This window comes from Streptomyces sp. NPDC015125, from assembly GCF_043080045.1.
In the GTDB taxonomy this organism is placed as follows: Bacteria; Actinomycetota; Actinomycetes; order Streptomycetales; family Streptomycetaceae; genus Streptomyces.
The window spans coordinates 61,301-77,745 of the sequence record NZ_JBIBVF010000012.1 but is presented as its reverse complement, the minus strand read 5'-3'; the positions used below and the strand labels follow the sequence as shown (position 1 = coordinate 77,745).

17 protein-coding genes, 1 pseudogene and 1 riboswitch are annotated in these 16,445 nt (G+C 72.3%); of the genes and pseudogenes, 8 read left to right on the top strand and 10 right to left on the bottom strand.

The features are described from left to right. Positions 1–27 precede the first annotated feature (27 nt). A complete protein-coding gene (locus ACF088_RS24175) occupies positions 28–777 on the bottom strand; it encodes a CbtA family protein (protein ID WP_392377856.1) in 750 nt (249 codons plus the stop codon). A 15-nt stretch (positions 778–792) separates the two neighbouring features. Continuing rightward, the gene (locus ACF088_RS24170) at positions 793–1,011 is read right to left on the bottom strand and encodes a CbtB-domain containing protein (RefSeq protein ID WP_129292739.1); all 219 of its coding nucleotides are present in this window, start codon (positions 1,009–1,011) and stop codon (positions 793–795) included. Positions 1,012–1,074: 63 nt separating this feature from the next. Further along, a riboswitch (cobalamin riboswitch) is annotated at positions 1,075–1,160 on the bottom strand. A 160-nt stretch (positions 1,161–1,320) separates the two neighbouring features. Here ACF088_RS24170 and ACF088_RS24165 point away from each other — a divergent pair. The 4 genes from ACF088_RS24165 to ACF088_RS24150 all read left to right on the top strand — a co-directional run bounded on the left by ACF088_RS24165 (position 1,321) and on the right by ACF088_RS24150 (position 6,664). Next, positions 1,321–1,893 (top strand): histidine phosphatase family protein, encoded by a 573-nt coding sequence (locus ACF088_RS24165; RefSeq protein ID WP_392377855.1) that lies wholly within the window; start codon positions 1,321–1,323, stop codon positions 1,891–1,893. A 135-nt stretch (positions 1,894–2,028) separates the two neighbouring features. Next, positions 2,029–2,469 carry an SPW repeat protein gene (locus ACF088_RS24160; protein WP_336050976.1) on the top strand — a complete coding sequence of 147 codons (441 nt, stop codon included), beginning with the start codon at positions 2,029–2,031 and terminating at the stop codon, positions 2,467–2,469. Positions 2,470–2,715: 246 nt separating this feature from the next. Then, positions 2,716–4,542 carry an alkyl/aryl-sulfatase gene (locus ACF088_RS24155; RefSeq protein WP_392377854.1) on the top strand — a complete coding sequence of 609 codons (1,827 nt, stop codon included), beginning with the start codon at positions 2,716–2,718 and terminating at the stop codon, positions 4,540–4,542. A gap of 91 nt (positions 4,543–4,633) precedes the next feature. Beyond that, positions 4,634–6,664, top strand: coding sequence for an ATP-binding protein (locus ACF088_RS24150; RefSeq protein WP_392377853.1), 2,031 nt, complete (start codon positions 4,634–4,636; stop codon positions 6,662–6,664). Positions 6,665–6,685: 21 nt separating this feature from the next. Here the strand turns inward: ACF088_RS24150 and ACF088_RS24145 are convergent, their stop codons facing one another. The 6 genes from ACF088_RS24145 to ACF088_RS24120 all read right to left on the bottom strand — a co-directional run bounded on the left by ACF088_RS24145 (position 6,686) and on the right by ACF088_RS24120 (position 11,354). After that, positions 6,686–7,732, bottom strand: a complete 1,047-nt coding sequence (locus ACF088_RS24145) for a serine hydrolase domain-containing protein (protein ID WP_392377852.1) — start codon at positions 7,730–7,732, stop codon at positions 6,686–6,688. Next, the gene (locus tag ACF088_RS24140; protein WP_392377851.1) at positions 7,729–8,652 is read right to left on the bottom strand and encodes a DUF6895 family protein; all 924 of its coding nucleotides are present in this window, start codon (positions 8,650–8,652) and stop codon (positions 7,729–7,731) included. The genes ACF088_RS24145 and ACF088_RS24140 overlap by 4 nt, the downstream gene beginning before the upstream one ends. Further along, complete coding sequence (locus tag ACF088_RS24135; protein WP_392377850.1) at positions 8,649–9,632, bottom strand: DUF6895 family protein; 984 nt, start codon at positions 9,630–9,632, stop codon at positions 8,649–8,651. Before ACF088_RS24135 ends, ACF088_RS24140 begins: the two co-directional genes overlap by 4 nt. Then, a complete protein-coding gene (locus tag ACF088_RS24130) occupies positions 9,629–10,330 on the bottom strand; it encodes a hypothetical protein (protein ID WP_392377849.1) in 702 nt (233 codons plus the stop codon). The genes ACF088_RS24135 and ACF088_RS24130 overlap by 4 nt, the downstream gene beginning before the upstream one ends. 16 nt (positions 10,331–10,346) lie before the next feature. Beyond that, positions 10,347–10,532, bottom strand: a complete 186-nt coding sequence (locus ACF088_RS24125; RefSeq protein WP_018091704.1) for a hypothetical protein — start codon at positions 10,530–10,532, stop codon at positions 10,347–10,349. Between the two features lie 402 nt (positions 10,533–10,934). Further along, entirely contained in the window at positions 10,935–11,354 is a 420-nt protein-coding gene (locus ACF088_RS24120) for a winged helix-turn-helix transcriptional regulator (protein WP_392377848.1), read from the bottom strand. 119 nt (positions 11,355–11,473) lie between these two features. On the opposite strand from ACF088_RS24120, the gene ACF088_RS24115 reads away from it, so the two are divergent. Then, positions 11,474–12,448, top strand: a complete 975-nt coding sequence (locus ACF088_RS24115; RefSeq protein ID WP_392377847.1) for an NAD(P)H-dependent flavin oxidoreductase — start codon at positions 11,474–11,476, stop codon at positions 12,446–12,448. Between the two features lie 89 nt (positions 12,449–12,537). Then, a complete protein-coding gene (locus tag ACF088_RS24110; protein ID WP_392377846.1) occupies positions 12,538–12,945 on the top strand; it encodes a molybdopterin-binding protein in 408 nt (135 codons plus the stop codon). 97 nt (positions 12,946–13,042) lie between these two features. Here the strand turns inward: ACF088_RS24110 and ACF088_RS24105 are convergent, their stop codons facing one another. Continuing rightward, complete coding sequence (locus ACF088_RS24105) at positions 13,043–14,569, bottom strand: PucR family transcriptional regulator (protein ID WP_392377845.1); 1,527 nt, start codon at positions 14,567–14,569, stop codon at positions 13,043–13,045. A gap of 203 nt (positions 14,570–14,772) precedes the next feature. Between ACF088_RS24105 and ACF088_RS24100 the strand changes: the two are divergent. Next, positions 14,773–15,027, top strand: a pseudogene (locus ACF088_RS24100) (hypothetical protein); the annotation flags it as partial. A gap of 148 nt (positions 15,028–15,175) precedes the next feature. After that, positions 15,176–15,733 carry a molybdopterin-dependent oxidoreductase gene (locus ACF088_RS24095; protein WP_392377844.1) on the top strand — a complete coding sequence of 186 codons (558 nt, stop codon included), beginning with the start codon at positions 15,176–15,178 and terminating at the stop codon, positions 15,731–15,733. Positions 15,734–15,790: 57 nt separating this feature from the next. On the opposite strand, the gene ACF088_RS24090 is transcribed toward ACF088_RS24095, so the two are convergent. Next, positions 15,791–16,210, bottom strand: a complete 420-nt coding sequence (locus ACF088_RS24090; RefSeq protein ID WP_392377843.1) for a molybdopterin-binding protein — start codon at positions 16,208–16,210, stop codon at positions 15,791–15,793. Positions 16,211–16,445 lie beyond the last annotated feature (235 nt).

The following is a 16,445-nucleotide window of genomic DNA, read 5'->3' as shown; positions in this document are numbered from 1 at the left end:
GCGAGCCCTCCCTCGGTGGCCGCCGGATCAGGAGGCGGCGGGTGCCGCCTCGGCCGCGGTGGCCTGGGACCGGGTCGGGACGACCCGCTCGGCGAGATGGCCGAAGACCAGCCCGAAGGCGGTCCACAGCACCAGTTGGATGGCGATCGCCGACAGCCGGAACTGCCAGAGCAGCGTGGCCGAGAAGCCGTGCGGCACTTCGTTGATGGCCGGCAGGAACGCATAGGCGAGGCCGATGGCGACCACGAACGCGGCGACGGCCGCGACCGCTGCGTACCAGTTGCCCAGCTTCGGAGCCAGCCGCCGGCCGAGGATCGTCGCGGCGACGGCCAGCAGGATGCCGAGCAGCATCATCAGGAAGTACAGGGCCGTGCGTTTGCCGATCGTGTCGGGGTCACCGACGGACGGCGGATTGGCCGGGTACTTCAGGAACGGTACGAGGTAGACGGCCAGCAGCGCCGCTCCGGAGAGCAGCGCGGCCGTGGCGCGGGCGCCGAACCGGCCGATCCGCCCGAGGGCGAAGCAGAAGGCCAGTGCGGCGATGCCGCCCAGCGCCACGCCGTAGACGAGCACGCCGGTGGCCAGGCCCGCCGTGGCCTGCACACCGCGGCTGACGACCTCCATCTCGTGTTCGTGGCTGTGTGCTTCCTCGAACGCGATGGCGGCGTCCACCTGCGGTTCGCCCAGCAGATAGGCGACGACGAGGGCCAGGACGCCGGCGGCCAGACCGGCGAGCATCCCGCGCACCAGGAGGTTTCTGATGGTGACGGAGTTCATGGAGGTGCAGTCCGATCAGTGGCAGGGGAAGCCGAGGAGGTGGCGCCCGTCGTGGACCCACTCGTGGACCTCCGTGCCGGAGAGCACGGAGGTGGCGCCCTGCTCCGCGCCGATGAAGTACAGCAGAACGAGCATCAGGACGCCGAAGAACAGCGCCCAAGGGGCAATGGCCTTGAGGGGGAGCGGGGCCGGGGTGACGGCGCCGGTGGCCGGGGGTGCGATGGTCTGAGCCATGGCGGAACCTCCTGTGCGGGGAACTCGCGTCCCTGGTCGTGGGAGTGCGCAACGACATGCCGGGTCTGGCTCGCCCGGTTCCGGCCCTGCTGGGCTGGTAAAAACCGGACATACAGTGGCGCGACCGCGCCGGGATCCCACCGGCTTCCGTCATGTCGTCGTCAATATCATCGGGAAGGTACCGCGAACCTGCCCCCGGGCCAAGGCCGCGTAGGGGGCGGAGTGGTGCAGGGTAAGGCGCGCGGGCCGGACAACTCCGTTGCCCGGGTACGGCGTTGTCGGTGCCGGTGAACAGTGAGAGAAGAGGGCATGACAACTCGGGTGATGTTGGTCTCACCGGCCGCGGGCGACGCCCAGCGCGAGGTGCGCTTCGACGACGACGGCCCGCTGGGCGAGGCCGGGCTGCGCCGCGTCCGGGAGGTGGCCGGAATGCTTCCGGCCGCCTCCCGGACCTTTGTCTCGCCCTCCGTCCGGTGCCGGAGCACGGCCGGGGAACTCGGACTGCCCGTCCGTCCCGCGCAGGAGCTGGCGGGCTGTGCGATGGGCGGCTGGCGCGGCCGCGCCCTGGCGGAGGTCGCCGACGCCGAACCGCTCGCGGTGTCCGCCTGGCTCTCGGACCCGGACTTCGTGGGACACGGCGGGGAGTCGCTGCGGCAGCTCTGCGACCGGATCGAGGCCTGGCTGGCGCGGATGGCCCTGGATTCGGGCCGGGTGCTGGCCGTGGTCGAGCCGGATGTCGTCCGCGCGGCGGCGGTCTGCGCGCTCGGGGTTCCCGTGGAGGCGTTCTGGCGGCTGGATGTGCCGCCGCTGACCGTGACCGAGCTGAGCGGCCGCGGCGGGCGCTGGAATCTGGGCCTGGGGCGGGCGCCGGACCGCAGGTGACGGCGGTGCGGCCGCTGCCCGGCAAAATTGACGTGCCACTTCATCTACACATAAAGGCGACATAAGCGCAGAATAAGGGTGCGAGGCTCCATGCCACGCGGAACGGCCAGACTGCGAGCGAAGGAGGCGAGTCGCATGGCCGACGTCTCACACCACAGGGGAGATCTCGCAGGTCACCCCGATGCTTCTGAGATGCAGGCTCGGTACGAGCGGGTGCTCGGTGGGCGTGACGTGGTACTCGTCGACGGGCCGGTGTTGCTGGTCGGTCTGTACTGCGCCGTCTCACCGTGGATCCTCCACTTCACCGCCGCACAGCCGGCGCTCGTGACGCACAACCTCATCCTCGGTATCGCGATCGCCCTCCTGGCGGTCGGCTTCACCGTGACTCCTGAGCGGATGTACGGCCTGAGCGGTGCGATGTGCGCGATCGGCGTATGGATGATCATCTCGCCCTGGATCGTCGGCAGCGGCCCGGACGCCGGTGTCATCTGGAACAACGTCGTCATCGGTGCCCTGACGTTCCTGCTGGGTGCCATGTGTGTCGCCGCAGCGTCGAAGAGCCGCCGCGGTACGTGACGCGCCCTCCCCGAGGGCAGGCGAAAGCCGCCGACCGCTTGCCCTCCATGGGGGCGGGCCGGTCGGCGGTCGCGTGTACGGGATGCGGTGCCGGGCCGGCGGTCGCGCCGCCGGGTGTGCCGGGGCGGGCGGCCCCTGTGCCCTGCCGGGAGACGCCTGCACGCATGCGATAACCGCGCAAATTCGGTTAAATCGGTTGCATGGGCCCGCCGACTGCGGCCCGCCGCCCCGGAGAGGGAGCGTTCCGTGACCGCTGCACCCGTGGATGACCACCAGGACTTCGCCGACGCCGACCGTGGCTTCATCGCCGCGCTCGACCCGCCCCAGGTCACCGCGGACGACGGCCGGGTGATCTGGGACGCCGAGGCCTACGGGTTCCTGGCCGGAAACTGCCCCGAGACCGCGAAAGAGAGCCTGTGGCGGCAGGGCCGGCTGGTGAGCCGGCAGGGCCTGTACGAGGTCACCGAGGGCATCTACCAGGCCCGCGGCCTGGACCTGTCCAACATGACGCTGGTCGAGGGCGACCACGGGGTCATCGTCATCGACCCCCTGGTCTCCGCCGAGACCGCCGCCGCGGCCCTGGAGCTCTACCGCAAGTACCGCGGTGACCGGCCGGTCACCGGCCTGATCTACACCCACTCGCACGCAGAGCACTTCGGTGGCGGACGGGGCGTCCTGCCGCACGACCACCACCCCGTCCCGGTCCTCGCCCCGGCCGGTTTCCTCCGGCACGCGGTCCGCGAGGACATCTACGCGGGTAACGCCCTGACCCGGCGCTCCGTCTACATGTACGGAACGCAGCTCCCCAAGGGGCCGGACGGCCAGATCGGCTGCGGCCTGGGCACCACCCGCTCCACCGGCACCATGACGCTGATCCCGCCGACCGTGGACATCACCCGCACCGGCCAGGAGGAGATCGTCGACGGCGTACGCATCGTCTTCCAGCTCACCCCGGGCACCGAGGCACCCGCCGAGATGAACTTCTGCCTCCCGGCGCACGAGGCGCTCTGCCTGGCCGAGAACGCCACCCACACCCTGCACACCGTCCTGCCGCTGCGGGGCGGCGCCGTCCGTGACGCCCGGGCCTGGTCCCGCTACCTGGGTGAGGCGCTCGCCCTCTTCGGCGACGAGGCGGAGGTCGTCTTCGCCTCCCACCACTGGCCCACCTGGGGCAAGGACCGCGTCAAGACCCTGCTGTCCCACCAGCGTGACCTGTACGCCTATCTGCACGACCAGACGCTGCGGCTGCTCAACGAGGGGCTCAACGGCGCCGAAATCGCCGAGGAGCTCCGGCTGCCGCCGGCCCTGGAGCAGGACCTGTCCCTCCACGGCTACTACGGCTCGATCGGCCACAACGTCAAGGCGATCTACCAGCGCTACCTGGGCTGGTTCGACGGCAACCCCGCCCACCTGTGGGAGCACCCGCCGGCCGAGCAGTCCAGACGCTATGTCGAGACCATGGGCGGCGTCGAGGCCACGGTGGACGCGGGCAAACGGTACGCAGCCGACGGCGATCTGCGATTCGCGGCCACGCTGCTCAACCATGCGGTCTTCGCGGACCCTCACAACCTCCGCGCCCGGCGCGAACTGGCCCTCGTGTACGAACGGCTGGGCCACGGCTGCGAGAACGGCACCTGGCGGAACGTCTACCTCACCGGCGCCATGGAGCTGCGCGGCACCCTGGCCGAGGCCCGGCCGGACACCGCCGACCCCGAGATCGCCCTGGCCCTGACCGTCGACCAGCTCATCGACTCGCTCGCCATCCGCATCGACGGCCCCCGGGCCTGGTCCACCGCGCTCACTCTCGACCTCTACCTCCCCCAAGAGGACCGGACCTGGCAGCTGACGCTCTCCCACGGAGCCCTCACCCACCTCAGCTCACCCGGCGCCCCCACACCGTCCGGCGGACGCACCCCGGACCTCACGCTCACCCTCACCAAGCCCCAGCTGCTCGGCCTGCTGGCCGGCCGCGGTCCCGGCGACGCCGTACCACACGGCGAGACCGGGGCACTGGACCAGCTGCTGAGCCTGGTCCGTACGCCGCATCCCACCTTCCCCGTCGTCACGCCCTGACGACGACCGCCCGGCCGGCGGCCGTCAACCTCGCGCCCCGGCCCGCCGTACCGGACTCCGGCCGGCGCCGCGGCTGGGGCAAACTGGGCCGGTGGCGAGCAACATTCCCGAGGAGCCGACCAGTTTCATCGGCCGGCGGGCCGAACTGCGCCGGATCGACGACGAGTTGACGGAGCACCGGCTGATCACGCTGACCGGCCCCGGCGGTGTGGGCAAGACCCGGATCGCGATGCGGGCCGCACGCGCGGCGGCGGCGCGGTTTCCCGACGGGGTCTGCTGGGCGGACCTGTGGCCCCTGCACGGCGCGGGGCGGCTGGTCGCCAGCGTCTGCGACGCCGTCGGGCTGGCCGACCACACGGCGCGGACGCCGGTGGCGGTGCTGTGCGAAGGACTCGCCCGCAAACGGCTGCTGCTGGTGCTGGACTCCTGCGAACACCTCGTCGACGCCTGCCGTGACCTGCTCGGAGACCTGCTGACCGCCGCCCCCGGGGTGACCGTGCTGGTCACCAGCAGACAGCCGCTGGACCTCGTCGGCGAATGGACCACCGAGATCGGCCCGCTGCCCTGCACGGGCGACAACGACGCACTGGCCCTGTTCACCGCACGCGCCACGGCCGCGGTCCCCGGCCTGCGGCTCACCGCGCCACCGCAGGCGACGGCCGCCGCCGTCATCTGCCGCCGCCTCGAAGGCATCCCGCTGGCCCTGGAACTGGCGGGCGCCCAGCTGGCGAACAGCTCCGTCGAGCGGATCGCCGAGCGGCTCACCTCCCGCTTCGACACCCTCGACGGCGACGGGCCGGTACGGCTGCCACGGCACCGGACGCTGCGCTGCGCCATCGGCTGGAGCCATGAACTGTGCGCACCGCTGGAACGGCTGCTGTGGGCCCGGCTGTCCGTCTTCCGTGGCACCTTCGACGAGGAGTCCGCGCGCGCCGTGTGTGCCGGCGGACCGCTCACCGCATCGGAGGTGCGCACCACACTGGACGCGCTGGCCGCCAAGTCCGTGCTCATCCGCGAGGGCCCGCGCTACCGCATGCTCGACACGCTGCGGGAGTACGGCCGGATGTGGCTGGCCGAACTGGACGAGACCACGACGCTGGCGGACCGGCACGCCGCGCACTTCGCCTCCTTCGGCCGCCGCGCCGAGCGGGGCTGGCTGGGCCCCGAACAGGTCGGCTGGTACGGCAGGGTCGCCGAGGCCCATGTCGACCTGTGCACCGCACTGGACCACCTCCTGGCCACCGACCCGGTACGGGCCCAGGATCTCAGCGCCTCGGTCGGCTTCTTCTGGAGCTGCTGCGGCCATCTCCACGAGGCCCGGGACTATGTGGCCCGGGCCCTGGCCGCCCACCAGGGCCCGGGCCCGGGACGCACCCGGGCGCTGTGGGCGCTCGGCGTGGCCGTACTGCTGCAGGGCGATCTGACCCTGGCCGACGACCTGGGCCTGGAATGCGCACGCGCGGCACGGGCGGGTGACGATGCGGAGGCGCAGCTCCAGGCGGGCTATCTCACCGGCCTCACCCATCTGATGGCGGGCCGCCCGATGTCCGCGCACACCGTCGCGGAACAGGTGCTCGGCCCCGCGGCGTGCACCCCCTTCGACTCTCCCGGACGGCTGCGCTGCCATCTCGTACAGCTCTTCGCGCTGACCGGCCTGGGCAAGCTCACCGAGGCCCGTGCCACCGCGAGCGCACTGCGCCGCGGGTGTGTGCAGCGCGGCGAATACTGGACCCGGTCCTATATCGACTACCAGCTCTCGCTGATCTCGCTGTTCCAGGGCCGGCCGGTGGAATCGGCGGACCACGCCCGGTCGATGCTCGCGGCCAAAGCGGGCATCGGCGACAAGTTCGGTATCGCGCTCGGCCTGGACCTGCTCGCGGCCGCGGTGGCGGCCCAGGGCCACGGCGCGGCCGCCGCCCGCGTCTACGGAAGCGGCCAGGCCCTCTGGCGGACCGTGGGGCATCCGCAGCGCGGCACTCCGGAGCTGCGCGCGGTACGCGAGGAGTGCGAGCGGCGGGCCCGCGCGGCGATCGGTGACAAGGCGTACGCGGACCTCTTCCACCGGGCCAGCGAGGAGCGGCCCCAGGCCTCGCTCGCCCGGATCCTGGCGGGCGATCTGTGACCGGCGGCGGTCCTCACCGCCTCAGGCGGAGGGCTCGCCGGCCAGGGCGTACAGCAGCTCGTAGGCGGTGCTGATCATCCGGCAGGTGCGGCCGCGGCGGGTGGCCAGTGCGACCAGCCCGGTGTGTGACGCCGGGTGGAAGCCGAGGAACGCCTGCTGGCCGAAGGTCGCCCCGACGTGGAAGAGCAACGGCCCGCGCGCAGCGGGATGCTGATACCACGTCAGGGTGTGGGTGTTGCGCTTGCGCCGGCCCCGGCGCAGCAGCGGCACCTGCACGTCGCGCAGCGGCCGGGCCAGCGGCGTGCCGTCGGGGGAGAGGTGCGCTTCGAGGTAGGTGAGGAGATCGCCGGGGGTGGCACGGACCGACCCGGCGGCGACGAAGGCGCCCATGTCGGCACTGCCGACCGGCGTCACCCCGTTCGTACGGTGGCCGATGGCGTCGGTGCCGGTGGTGCCGGGGCCCAGCGTGGTGTCCGTCAGCCCGAGGGGGCGCAGCACCCGGTCGGTGAGCAGGGCGGGGTAACCGGCGCCCGTGGCACCGGACAGGGCCGGGCCGAGCAGCGCCAGCCCGAAGTTGGAGTACCGCCAGCGGGTGCCGGGACGGTGCCGCGGCCGGGTGCGGGCGAAGGTGCGCAGCAACCGCCCGGTGTCGTATTGGGCGTAGCCGTTGGCATAGGGGTGCACCAGCGCGCCGGCGATCAGGTCGGCGGGGATCCGCGGCAGCCCGGAGGTGTGGGTGGCCAGATGCCGCAGGGTGATCCGGCGCGAGTGCGGGTGCGGCAGCGGCAACGGCAGCTCGGGCAGCCGGTCGACGAGCCGGTCGTCCAGGGACAGCACACCGTCCCTGGCCAGCTCGGCGAGCAGCAGCACGGTGAAGGTCTTGGAGAGCGAGCCCAGTTCGTAGCGCAGCGCATGGCGGGGGGTGGGCGGTGCCAGCGCCGAGCCGCCGGTCATCACGGTCCGGCGGCCGTTCCGGGTGACGGCCAGCACGACGTCCGGCGCGTCGATCCCGGTGACCGCGTCCGCGAGGCGGTCACCGAGCGCGGATCCGGCGCTGACGGGGGTCATCCGACCGCGGACAGGGCCCGGGAGGTGGCCATCGCGGAGGCGAACGCGGCGACCAGGGTGGGGTGGTGGACCAGGTCGAAGACCCGTGCCGGGTCGCCCTGCGGCATCCGGCGCTGGATGGGCATCGCGCCGGTGGGCGACTGGGCGGCGGCGTAGCGCGCCCACAGTTCCGCGTCCAGGGTGGGGCGCGGCAGGCAGGCGTCGACGACGAGGAGTTCGCCGAGCAGATCCCAGTGTTCGAGGTCCGCCCAGTCCTCCATCCAGGCGGGCAGATACCGCGCGAGGTAGTCGGCGATCGCCGGTGGGATGCGCTCGGGGGCCTCGCCCCAGTTGGTGAGGTGGAAGACGGTGTGGGTGAGGTCGTAGGCGATGTGCAGCTGGACCGTCCACGGCTCGGGCAGCTGCCCCAGCCAGGTGCGGTCCACGGCCCGGTCGAAGTCGCTGCTGGGCGGCAGGCCGAGCTTGCGCTCCGCGTTGAGCACGCCGAGCCGCCGGTTGGGCATCATCTCCAGCGCCGTCCAGGTGGTGGTGCGCCGGCAGACCTCCAGCGCGGCCTCCAGCCCCGGGTGGCGGTGGCCGAGCTCGTGGAAGGTCGCATAGATCTCCAGGGGCACGGGCGAGAGCGGCTCGTCGTGCTGCAGCCGGGCCGGCACATTGCCGCCGTCCAGCAGCTCCCGCCAGGCGAAGTCCAGCAGCTTCCCGGCCCGCTCCTTCTGCCGGGAGCCGGCCACGCCCTCCCGGAACAGCACCTGCATATTGAGCGCCAGCTCCCCGATGGGCTTGAGCCGTTCGACGACCGCGCCGTTGGTGGCGAAGTCGTCGGGGGTCAGCCGGAAGTGCTCACGGTGATCGTCGAGCCAGGCCAGGGCCCGGTCGCCGACACCGTGCAGCAAGGCGGGGGATGCGGCCGTCACGGTCACGGGGCTGTCTCGCTTTCGCAGGGGGTCCGCCCGTCCGCCCTCACCGTATCCCCGGCCGGGGGCCCGGCCTCGGCCTCGTCGGAGGCGATACGGGCGAGGGTGGCGGCGAACGCGGTCACCAGGGTGGAGTGGTAGCAGGCGGTGAACGACTCGGCCCGGTCGCCGGCGGGCGGGGCGGCGCCGATCTCCGGCACACTGCCGTCGGCCGCCTGGGCGCCGGCCAGCCGCTGCCAGGCCTCCGGGGGGTACGGGGCCTGTGGCAGGCAGGCCGTCACGGCCAGCAACTCGCCGGCCAGGTCCCACAGCTGTTCCTCCAGCCAGTTCTCCAGCCAGGAGGGGAGCCACAGCCGCAGATAGCCGGCGAGCTCGGGGGAGAGCCGTTGCCGGTTGCGCCCCCAGTCGGTGAGGTGGAAGACGTCATGGGTCAGGCCGTACGCCGCCTTGCGGTCCAGTGCCCAGGGCTCCGGCAGCCCGCCGAGGCCGGTCAGGGCCAGGACGGCGCCGAAGTCGGCGTGCTGCCGCAGCCCGATCCGCCGCTCCGCGTTGAGCACACCGAGCGTCCGGGTGTGATCCTCACGGGCCACCCGCCAGCCACGCAGCCGGGTCGTGAGGTCCACCAGCTTGTCGGCCTCGGCATGGCGCAGCCCGGCCTGGGCGAACACGCCGTACAGCTCGACCGGATAGGTGGCGAAGGGCTCCCCGCGGATCAGCTCGGCGAACAGCTCGCCGTCGCGGGTCTCGTTCCAGGCGAACGCGAACAGCCCGCGGGCGGTCTGCCGGATCTCGTCACCCGGATGCAGCACGCCGATCAGTTGGGTCAGTTCGGCGAGTTCGCCCAGCGGTTTGAGGGTCAGATTGGGGTCGGCGTCCGTGGTGACGTTCGGGGGCAGGCGGAAGTGGTCGCGCGCTTCGTCCAGCCACCCCAGGCTGCTGTGGACCATCCGGTCCAGCAGCCCGGGGTCGCCCCGGTCGCCGGTCACCAACCCCGCCCGTAGAAACGCTGGGCGGCCACGATGTGCAGCGTCACCCGGGGGTCACCGCCGCCCATGTGGCGGACGAACGCCAGCCCGCTGTCGAGCCCCAGGGTCTGCGGCACGTCGGGCAGCCGGGACAGCCAACGGCCCAGACCGGCCGCCTGCAGCCAGTCCCGGCGGCGGACCGCCCGGACGAAGCCACGGGCCAGATCGTCGGTGCGTGCCGCCAGCTGCTCGGCGAGACCGGGCGCCAGCCCGGGCAGCGCGAGTGTGGCGAGCTGTGACACGCGGTGCGCAAGCTTCGGCCAAGGGTCGGCTTCGACCCAGCCGGCCGCGGCCTCGGGCGGCGGCGGCCAGTGCTGTGCGCTTCCGGACAGAAACGCGTGCGAGGCCTCGACCAGGCCCCGGTACGTCCACACCGACACCTCCGAGGCATCCGTTCCCGGTGGATAGGCCGAGAGCGCCTGCCGGACGACCTCGGCATCGTCCCCGCCGACGGGCGCTGCGGGATGGTCCATTGCGTACGGCGCGAGCACATCGGCGCCGAGCACCCGGATGGCGGCCGGGGCCAGCGCATCGCTCTGCCGCAGAAGGGCCGACAACGCATAAGGGTCGCCCTCGCCCCGCAGGGCGAGGGCGACCCCGGTTGCGGCATCGGCAATCACAGCGCTCAGCGGGACTGCTCCCGGCGTCTGTTCAGCCAACGCTTTCCCCTCAGCCTCAGCGAACGTCGGTCTTGGGGCGGGGGGTGGGCGGCGAGATCAGGAGCAGCGCGGCCAGCAGCAGCGCACCTCCACACTCGCGGGTATCGCGGAAGACACCGTCGGCCTCGGCGGGTTCAAGCAGTCCCTCGACCTCGGCGGCCAGGGCGGCCGTCTCGACCGGCGCTGTGCGATCCGTAACCATGCGATCAACTCCTTCGACGAATGGGATCCCAGATTCACATCGGCATATTTACGATGCAAGGGGAAAAATCTGACAAATAACACCCTTTCGGGTGGGGGTGAATGTCTCCCGATCCGAACCGTGACGTTCAACTGCCGTGTCGTGTCCGGCTGATGGCGTTCCCTCCGGCACGGCAGGCAGGTGCAGGGGGAAAGGGCTCCAAGGGTGACGGAGCCGCACCGATGGGGGATCGGACTGCTCTGTTCGGATGCACGGCGCGGAGTGGACGCCCGCCGCGGCGCTGCCGGGTGCCCGACTGGTGCCGGGGGGAGGTGTCAGGGGCGTGCCGGGGGGTGTCAGGGGCGTGTCGGGGGGTGTCAGGGGGTGGGGTTCGACGACCTCGAAGACGGACCCTGGGTCACCCTAGGTCCGCTCCGGCCCCGCTTCGGGGGTGTCCGGGGCGCTATTGGCGGGAGCGTCGGGACTGGTGGGAGCGTCGGGATCGGTGGACTGCTCGGCCAGTGCGGCGGCCCAGGCGGTCGACCAGTCGACGAGGGGGCTGAGTGCGGTGTGAGCCTCTTGTCCCAGCTCGGTGAGGGCGTAGTGGCCGTCCGGAGTCTGGTGCACCAGGCGTGACTCGATCAGTTCGACGAGGCGTTGACGCAGCACGCTGGAGGACATGTTGCCGCAGCGTCCGCGAAGGGCACGGAAACCCAGGGCGCCTTCGTGCAGTTCCCACACCACGCGCAGGCTCCAGCGCCGGCCGAACAGATCGAGCGCGGCCATGAGGGGGCGTCCGGTGGTCGAGCCGCGCACCGGCTGTCCTGGCGTCGGTGTGACCATCGCGGCCCTCCTGCGCTCCTGCGGATCGACCCTGGTGATTTGGTTTCCGAAACATTAACATCGCCCGTGATTCGGAAATCGAAACACTCCCTCCGGGAAGGGTCGATGTGACGCCGTTGATGACACCTCTGTGCCGGCAGTTGGGAATCGAGGTGCCCGTGGTGCAGGCGCCCATCGGGTCCGCGGTCACGACGGATCTGGTGGCTGCCGTGGCGGAGGCGGGTGGGCTCGGCACCCTCGCTCTGACGTGGGTCACCGCAGAAGAGGCGGTGCGCCGGATCCGGGAGGTCCGGCGGTTGACGCCGAGGCCCTTCGCCGTGAACTTGGTGCTGGACTTCCCGGTCGGCGAACTCCTCGATGCCTGCCTGGCGGAGAGCGTGCCGATCATTTCGACGTTCTGGGGGGATCCCTCGGCCGTCGCCGCACGCGCGCGCCCGGCCGGCGCCGTTCACCTCCACACCGTCGGTTCCGTCGACGAGGCCGAACGCGCGGTTGCCGCAGGCGTCGACGTGATCGTGGCCCAGGGGTGTGAAGCAGGCGGCCATGTGCGCGGGGAGACCGCCACGATGGCGCTGGTGCCCGCAGTCGTGGACGCGGTACACCCGGTGCCCGTCATCGCGGCGGGCGGCATTGCCGACGGTCGCGGGCTCGCCGCCGTACTCGCTCTCGGGGCCCAAGCCGGCTGGGTGGGCACCCGATTCCTGACGGCATGCGAGGCGGCCACGCACGAGGTCTACCGCCAAGCCGTGATCCGGGCGGCGCCGCAGGACGCGGTACGCACGCGGTGCTTCGACGGAGGTTGGCCCGACGCCCCGCACCGGGCGCTGCGCAACTCCACACTCAGCGCCTGGGAGGCCGCCAACCGGCCCGCCGCGCCGAACCGTCCCGGAGAAGGCGCCGTGGTGGCCGGCAGCGCCGACGGACGGACCTGGTCGCGTTACGAGGACATGGTCCCCATGCCCGGTATGTCGGGTGACCTGGAAGCCCTCGCTCTCTACGCGGGCCAGAGCGCCGGTCTCCTCCACGATGTCGTCCCGGCGGGCCGCATCGTGGCCGACATCGCCGCGCGTGCCGCAGCCCTCAGGGGCGCCTGAGGGGGCGTCGAACCCGACTCTTCGGGCCGCTGCCCGGCCGTCCGCGCAGCGCCGGTCGGCACGGTGCCGGTACCCCTTAGAGTGCGAGGGTGCCGACATACAGCATTGGTCAGGCAGCCGGGCTGCTGGGTGTGAGTGCGGAGACCGTCCGCCGCTGGGCCGATGGCGGGCAGCTGCGGATGGACCGGGACGGCGTGGGAAACCGGGTGATCGACGGGGTGAGCCTGGCGGCGTTCGCCAAGGAGCGCGCCGCTGGGCTGCATCCGGTGCCGGGCGAGGTGCTGACCTCGGTGCGGAACTCCTTCGCCGGGATCGTCACCAAGGTGACCCTCGACGAGGTGATCGCCCAGGTCGAGATCCAGTCCGGCCCGCACCGGCTGGTGTCGGTGGTCAGCCGGGAGGCCGTCGAGGAACTGGGGATCGAGGTCGGGGTGCGGGCCACCGCCCGGGTGAAGTCCACCCATGTGCATATCGACCGGGCGGGCGAGCGAAGTTGAGCCGCCCTTCCGGTGACCGCCCGTACGCGGCGACCGCCGGTACCCGGTGACCGCCGGTACCTGCCGGCCGCCGGTACCCGCCGGCCCTTGAAGCCCCTCAGCGGCAGAGCAGCGCCGCCTGCAGATCCAGTGTGTGATCGAGCCGGGACAGATCGCGGCCGGTGAGCGTCTCGATGCGCTGGATGCGGTAGTGCACCGTGTTCACGTGCAGATGCAGCGTCGCGGCGGTACGCGCCCATGACCCGTGGTGGGCGAGGAAGCTCTCCAGCGTCTCCAGGAGCATCCGGTGCGAGGTACTCCCGGCGCGCGCCAGCGGGCCCAGCACCCGGCTGCTGAAGGCCGTACGGACATCGGCGGGAACCCCGGCGAGCAGCGCGCCCAGCGTGCTCAGCTCCTCGACGGAGGTCACCCGGGCGCCGCCCGGAGCGCCGGCTCGCGCCGCCGCCAGTGCGTAACGTGCCTGGCTCAGCGCCGAGTTGAGCCCGTCGGCGGCCGGTACCGGACCGCTGATCCCGGCGTGCAGCGGTGTCTGCGGCCGGCAGGCGTGCACCAGCTGCCACGGGCCGCCGAGCGGGAGACGGTCCGCCGCATCGGGCCGGGCGCACACGACGGCGACCGCCTCGCCGCCCGGGAGCCGGCCCGCTGCGAACGGCTCACCGGGGGAGTGCCGCAACGCCTCGGCCAGCGCGCGCACCGTCTGGTCGCTCTCCTCGCCGCCCGATGCGGCCACCACCCGGTACGGACCGGTGGCCGGCAACCCGCAGGCGTGCAGCGCCGCCTCCAGTGCCGCACCGTCGGCCGGCCCGTCGGACGAACCGGCCCCGGCGAGCGCGAGCAGTTCGTCCGCCGCCCGCCGTCCGGCCGCCTGCCGCAGCTCGACACGGTGGCGGTACCGGGCCATGACCTCGGCGATCTCGTGCAGCACCCGGGGCGGGGCGTCGGCCGCGTCCCGCAGATACAGCTGCCAGCCGTCGTACGGTCCCGTCTCCCCGTCGATCCGCAGACCGGTGCCGGCCGCCGCCGGCTCCCGGGCGGCCTGCTCGGCCGGCAGCTGCGGGGCGGCCGGCGTCCGGGCGATCACCCGTCCGGTCGCCGTCACCAGATAGCAGGGTGGCCCGCCCAGATGGGCGAAGGCACGGTCCAGCAGGGTGTCCGGCGAGGCGTTCCCGGCGAGCAGACCGGCCAGCTCGGTGCGGACGTTCTCCGGCAGCGTGTGGTGCTCGGTGGGGCGCCGGCTCAGATCGCCCCACTGGCGCAGGTGCACCGCCTCCGTGATGGCGCGGAACGTGGTGTGCGCGGGCACCGCCAGCAGGACGATGCCCCGCTCACGACAGGAGTCGACCAGGACATCCGGGACCGTGCCATGGGTCTCCTCGCCTGCCAGCAGCGCGCTCGCCCCGGCGGAGTGCAGCGCCGAGACGAAACGGTCGACCGTCGTGCGGTCGGCGTCCGGCGTCCACCACACCAGTCCGCTCAGCACCAACTCGCCCGGCTGCGGAAGCCGCGCCGGGTCCGCCAGCTCGGTGGCGGTGACACCACTGACTTCCCGGGTGAGCAGGGGGCCCTCGCCCCACAGCAGGGTCAGATCGAGCGAGTCGAGCTGAAGGAGATCTTGGACGTGCATGTGCGGACTCCTTGGGCGGCTGCCGGGAGTGACCCCGGCATCTCACATTCACGAGGCGAAAGTGAGTACAGGCATCGTAAATGCCAGCCGCCGACGCCCAAAGCCCTCTTGGCTGATCCTCCAGACAGCGGCCCCGGCCATGGTGTTTTTCCGTACTGCGCACCAGTCGTGCCCGAGGCGGCGGCGTTGCTTCACTCGACGGTATGGACCTGAACACGGTGCGGGACGTACGTGACGCCCGGCAGCGCGCCCCGTGGCGCAGCGGCGACGCTCCCCCAGCTAACGCTGGGAGGTACCCCCAGGCGGGCGGTGGCACCTACCTCTTCTCCGAACCACAGCCGCACATACGGCGTTTGGTGGACCTGAGCCGGATGGGCTGGGAGCCGCTGACCCGGCAGCCGGACGGTTCGCTGGAGATCGCGGCGACCTGCACCATCGCCCAGCTCTCCCGCTTCGCGGCCGCGGAGATGCCGCCCTGATCGCCGCCTTTGCCTCACACCAGCCAGGTGAAGAGGCGGAGATGGCCGGCATCCGTGGTTCGGGCGCGGGCCGGTCGGGCATCACAGAGAGGCAGCCGCCGCGCGGAGCGTTTCCAGGGGGTCCCGAATGAGCCGACTCGGCCCGCCGTCCCGCCGCACCACCGCCGTAGGCCCGACGCCGATGGACGCCGTACCCGCCGGCCCCCGGCGCTTTCTGATCCGCGGTCAGCTCCGGCATCCGCTCGTGCTGACCGTCGCGGAGCTGCGGGAGCGGTGGCCGCAGCGGCGGGCCGAGGTGGCTTTCGACTGCGCCGCCAACGGGCCGCAGCACCACACCTTCGAGGGGCCGCTGCTGCGCGAGGTCATCGACGCGGCGGAACCGGCCTTCGACGTCCGGCGGCGCAAGGACCGCTCCCGCTACGTCCTGGCGGTCACCGGCCGGGACGGGCACCACACCGCGCTGTCCTGGGCGGAGCTCGACGCGGACTTCGGCGACGCCCCGGTCCTGCTGGCCACGGCCATGGACGGGCGGCCGCTCGACGCGGCGGGCAGCCAGCTGGTGGTCCCGTCCGACCGCTGCGGGGCCCGCTACATCAGCGCCATCACCGGCATCTGGTTCGGGACCTGCGTCCCGCCCGAGGCGGACGGTTTCCGCTCGGGCGGGCCGGGGCCGGGCGCGTCCTGACCGCTTCCGGAAGGGCCGAAGTCCTCGGTGGCGCCGGGGACTTCGGCGGGGCCGCGGTCAGACCGCGGCGAGCGCGATCTCGGTCGACTTGACCAGCGCGGTGACCTCGGCGCCGGCCGCCAGGCCCAGGTCCTCGGCCGCGTCCCTGGTGATCGCGGCGGTCAGCTCCCCGCCGGCGACGGCGACCTTGACGCCCGCCATCGCGCCGCCGGTGGTGACATCGGTGACGGTGCCGGGGATCCGGTTACGGATGCTCAGACCGTCCACCGTGCCGGTGGCGAGCGCGACCTCGGTGGACTTGATCAGTGTGCGCACCGTGGAACCCTCCTCGATGCCCAGCTCCTTCACCGCCTCCAGGGTGATCGCCGCGGTGATCTGCTGGCCGCCCTCCAAACGCACCTTGACGGTCGCCATGACCTCGCCGGGGGTGACGGAGAGAACGGTGCCGGAAATCTGGTTACGGATGCTCAGGCTCATGGATATGCCTCACCGGGGAGTGGAAAGCGAAGGGTGGAATGTCGCGTTTTCCCTGCTCTGATTATCTGCACCCTAACCACACAACGCGCCGCGGTCCGGGCATGCCTGGCAGATGCCGGGCAGATATCCGAATGCGCCTGGCAAAACAGCGGACGCCCGGAGAATTCCGTGGGTCATTCGGGGTGCGCACCGCTCGGCGGGCCGCCGTTCGTTCCTTCCTCCAGGCGACCTGGCA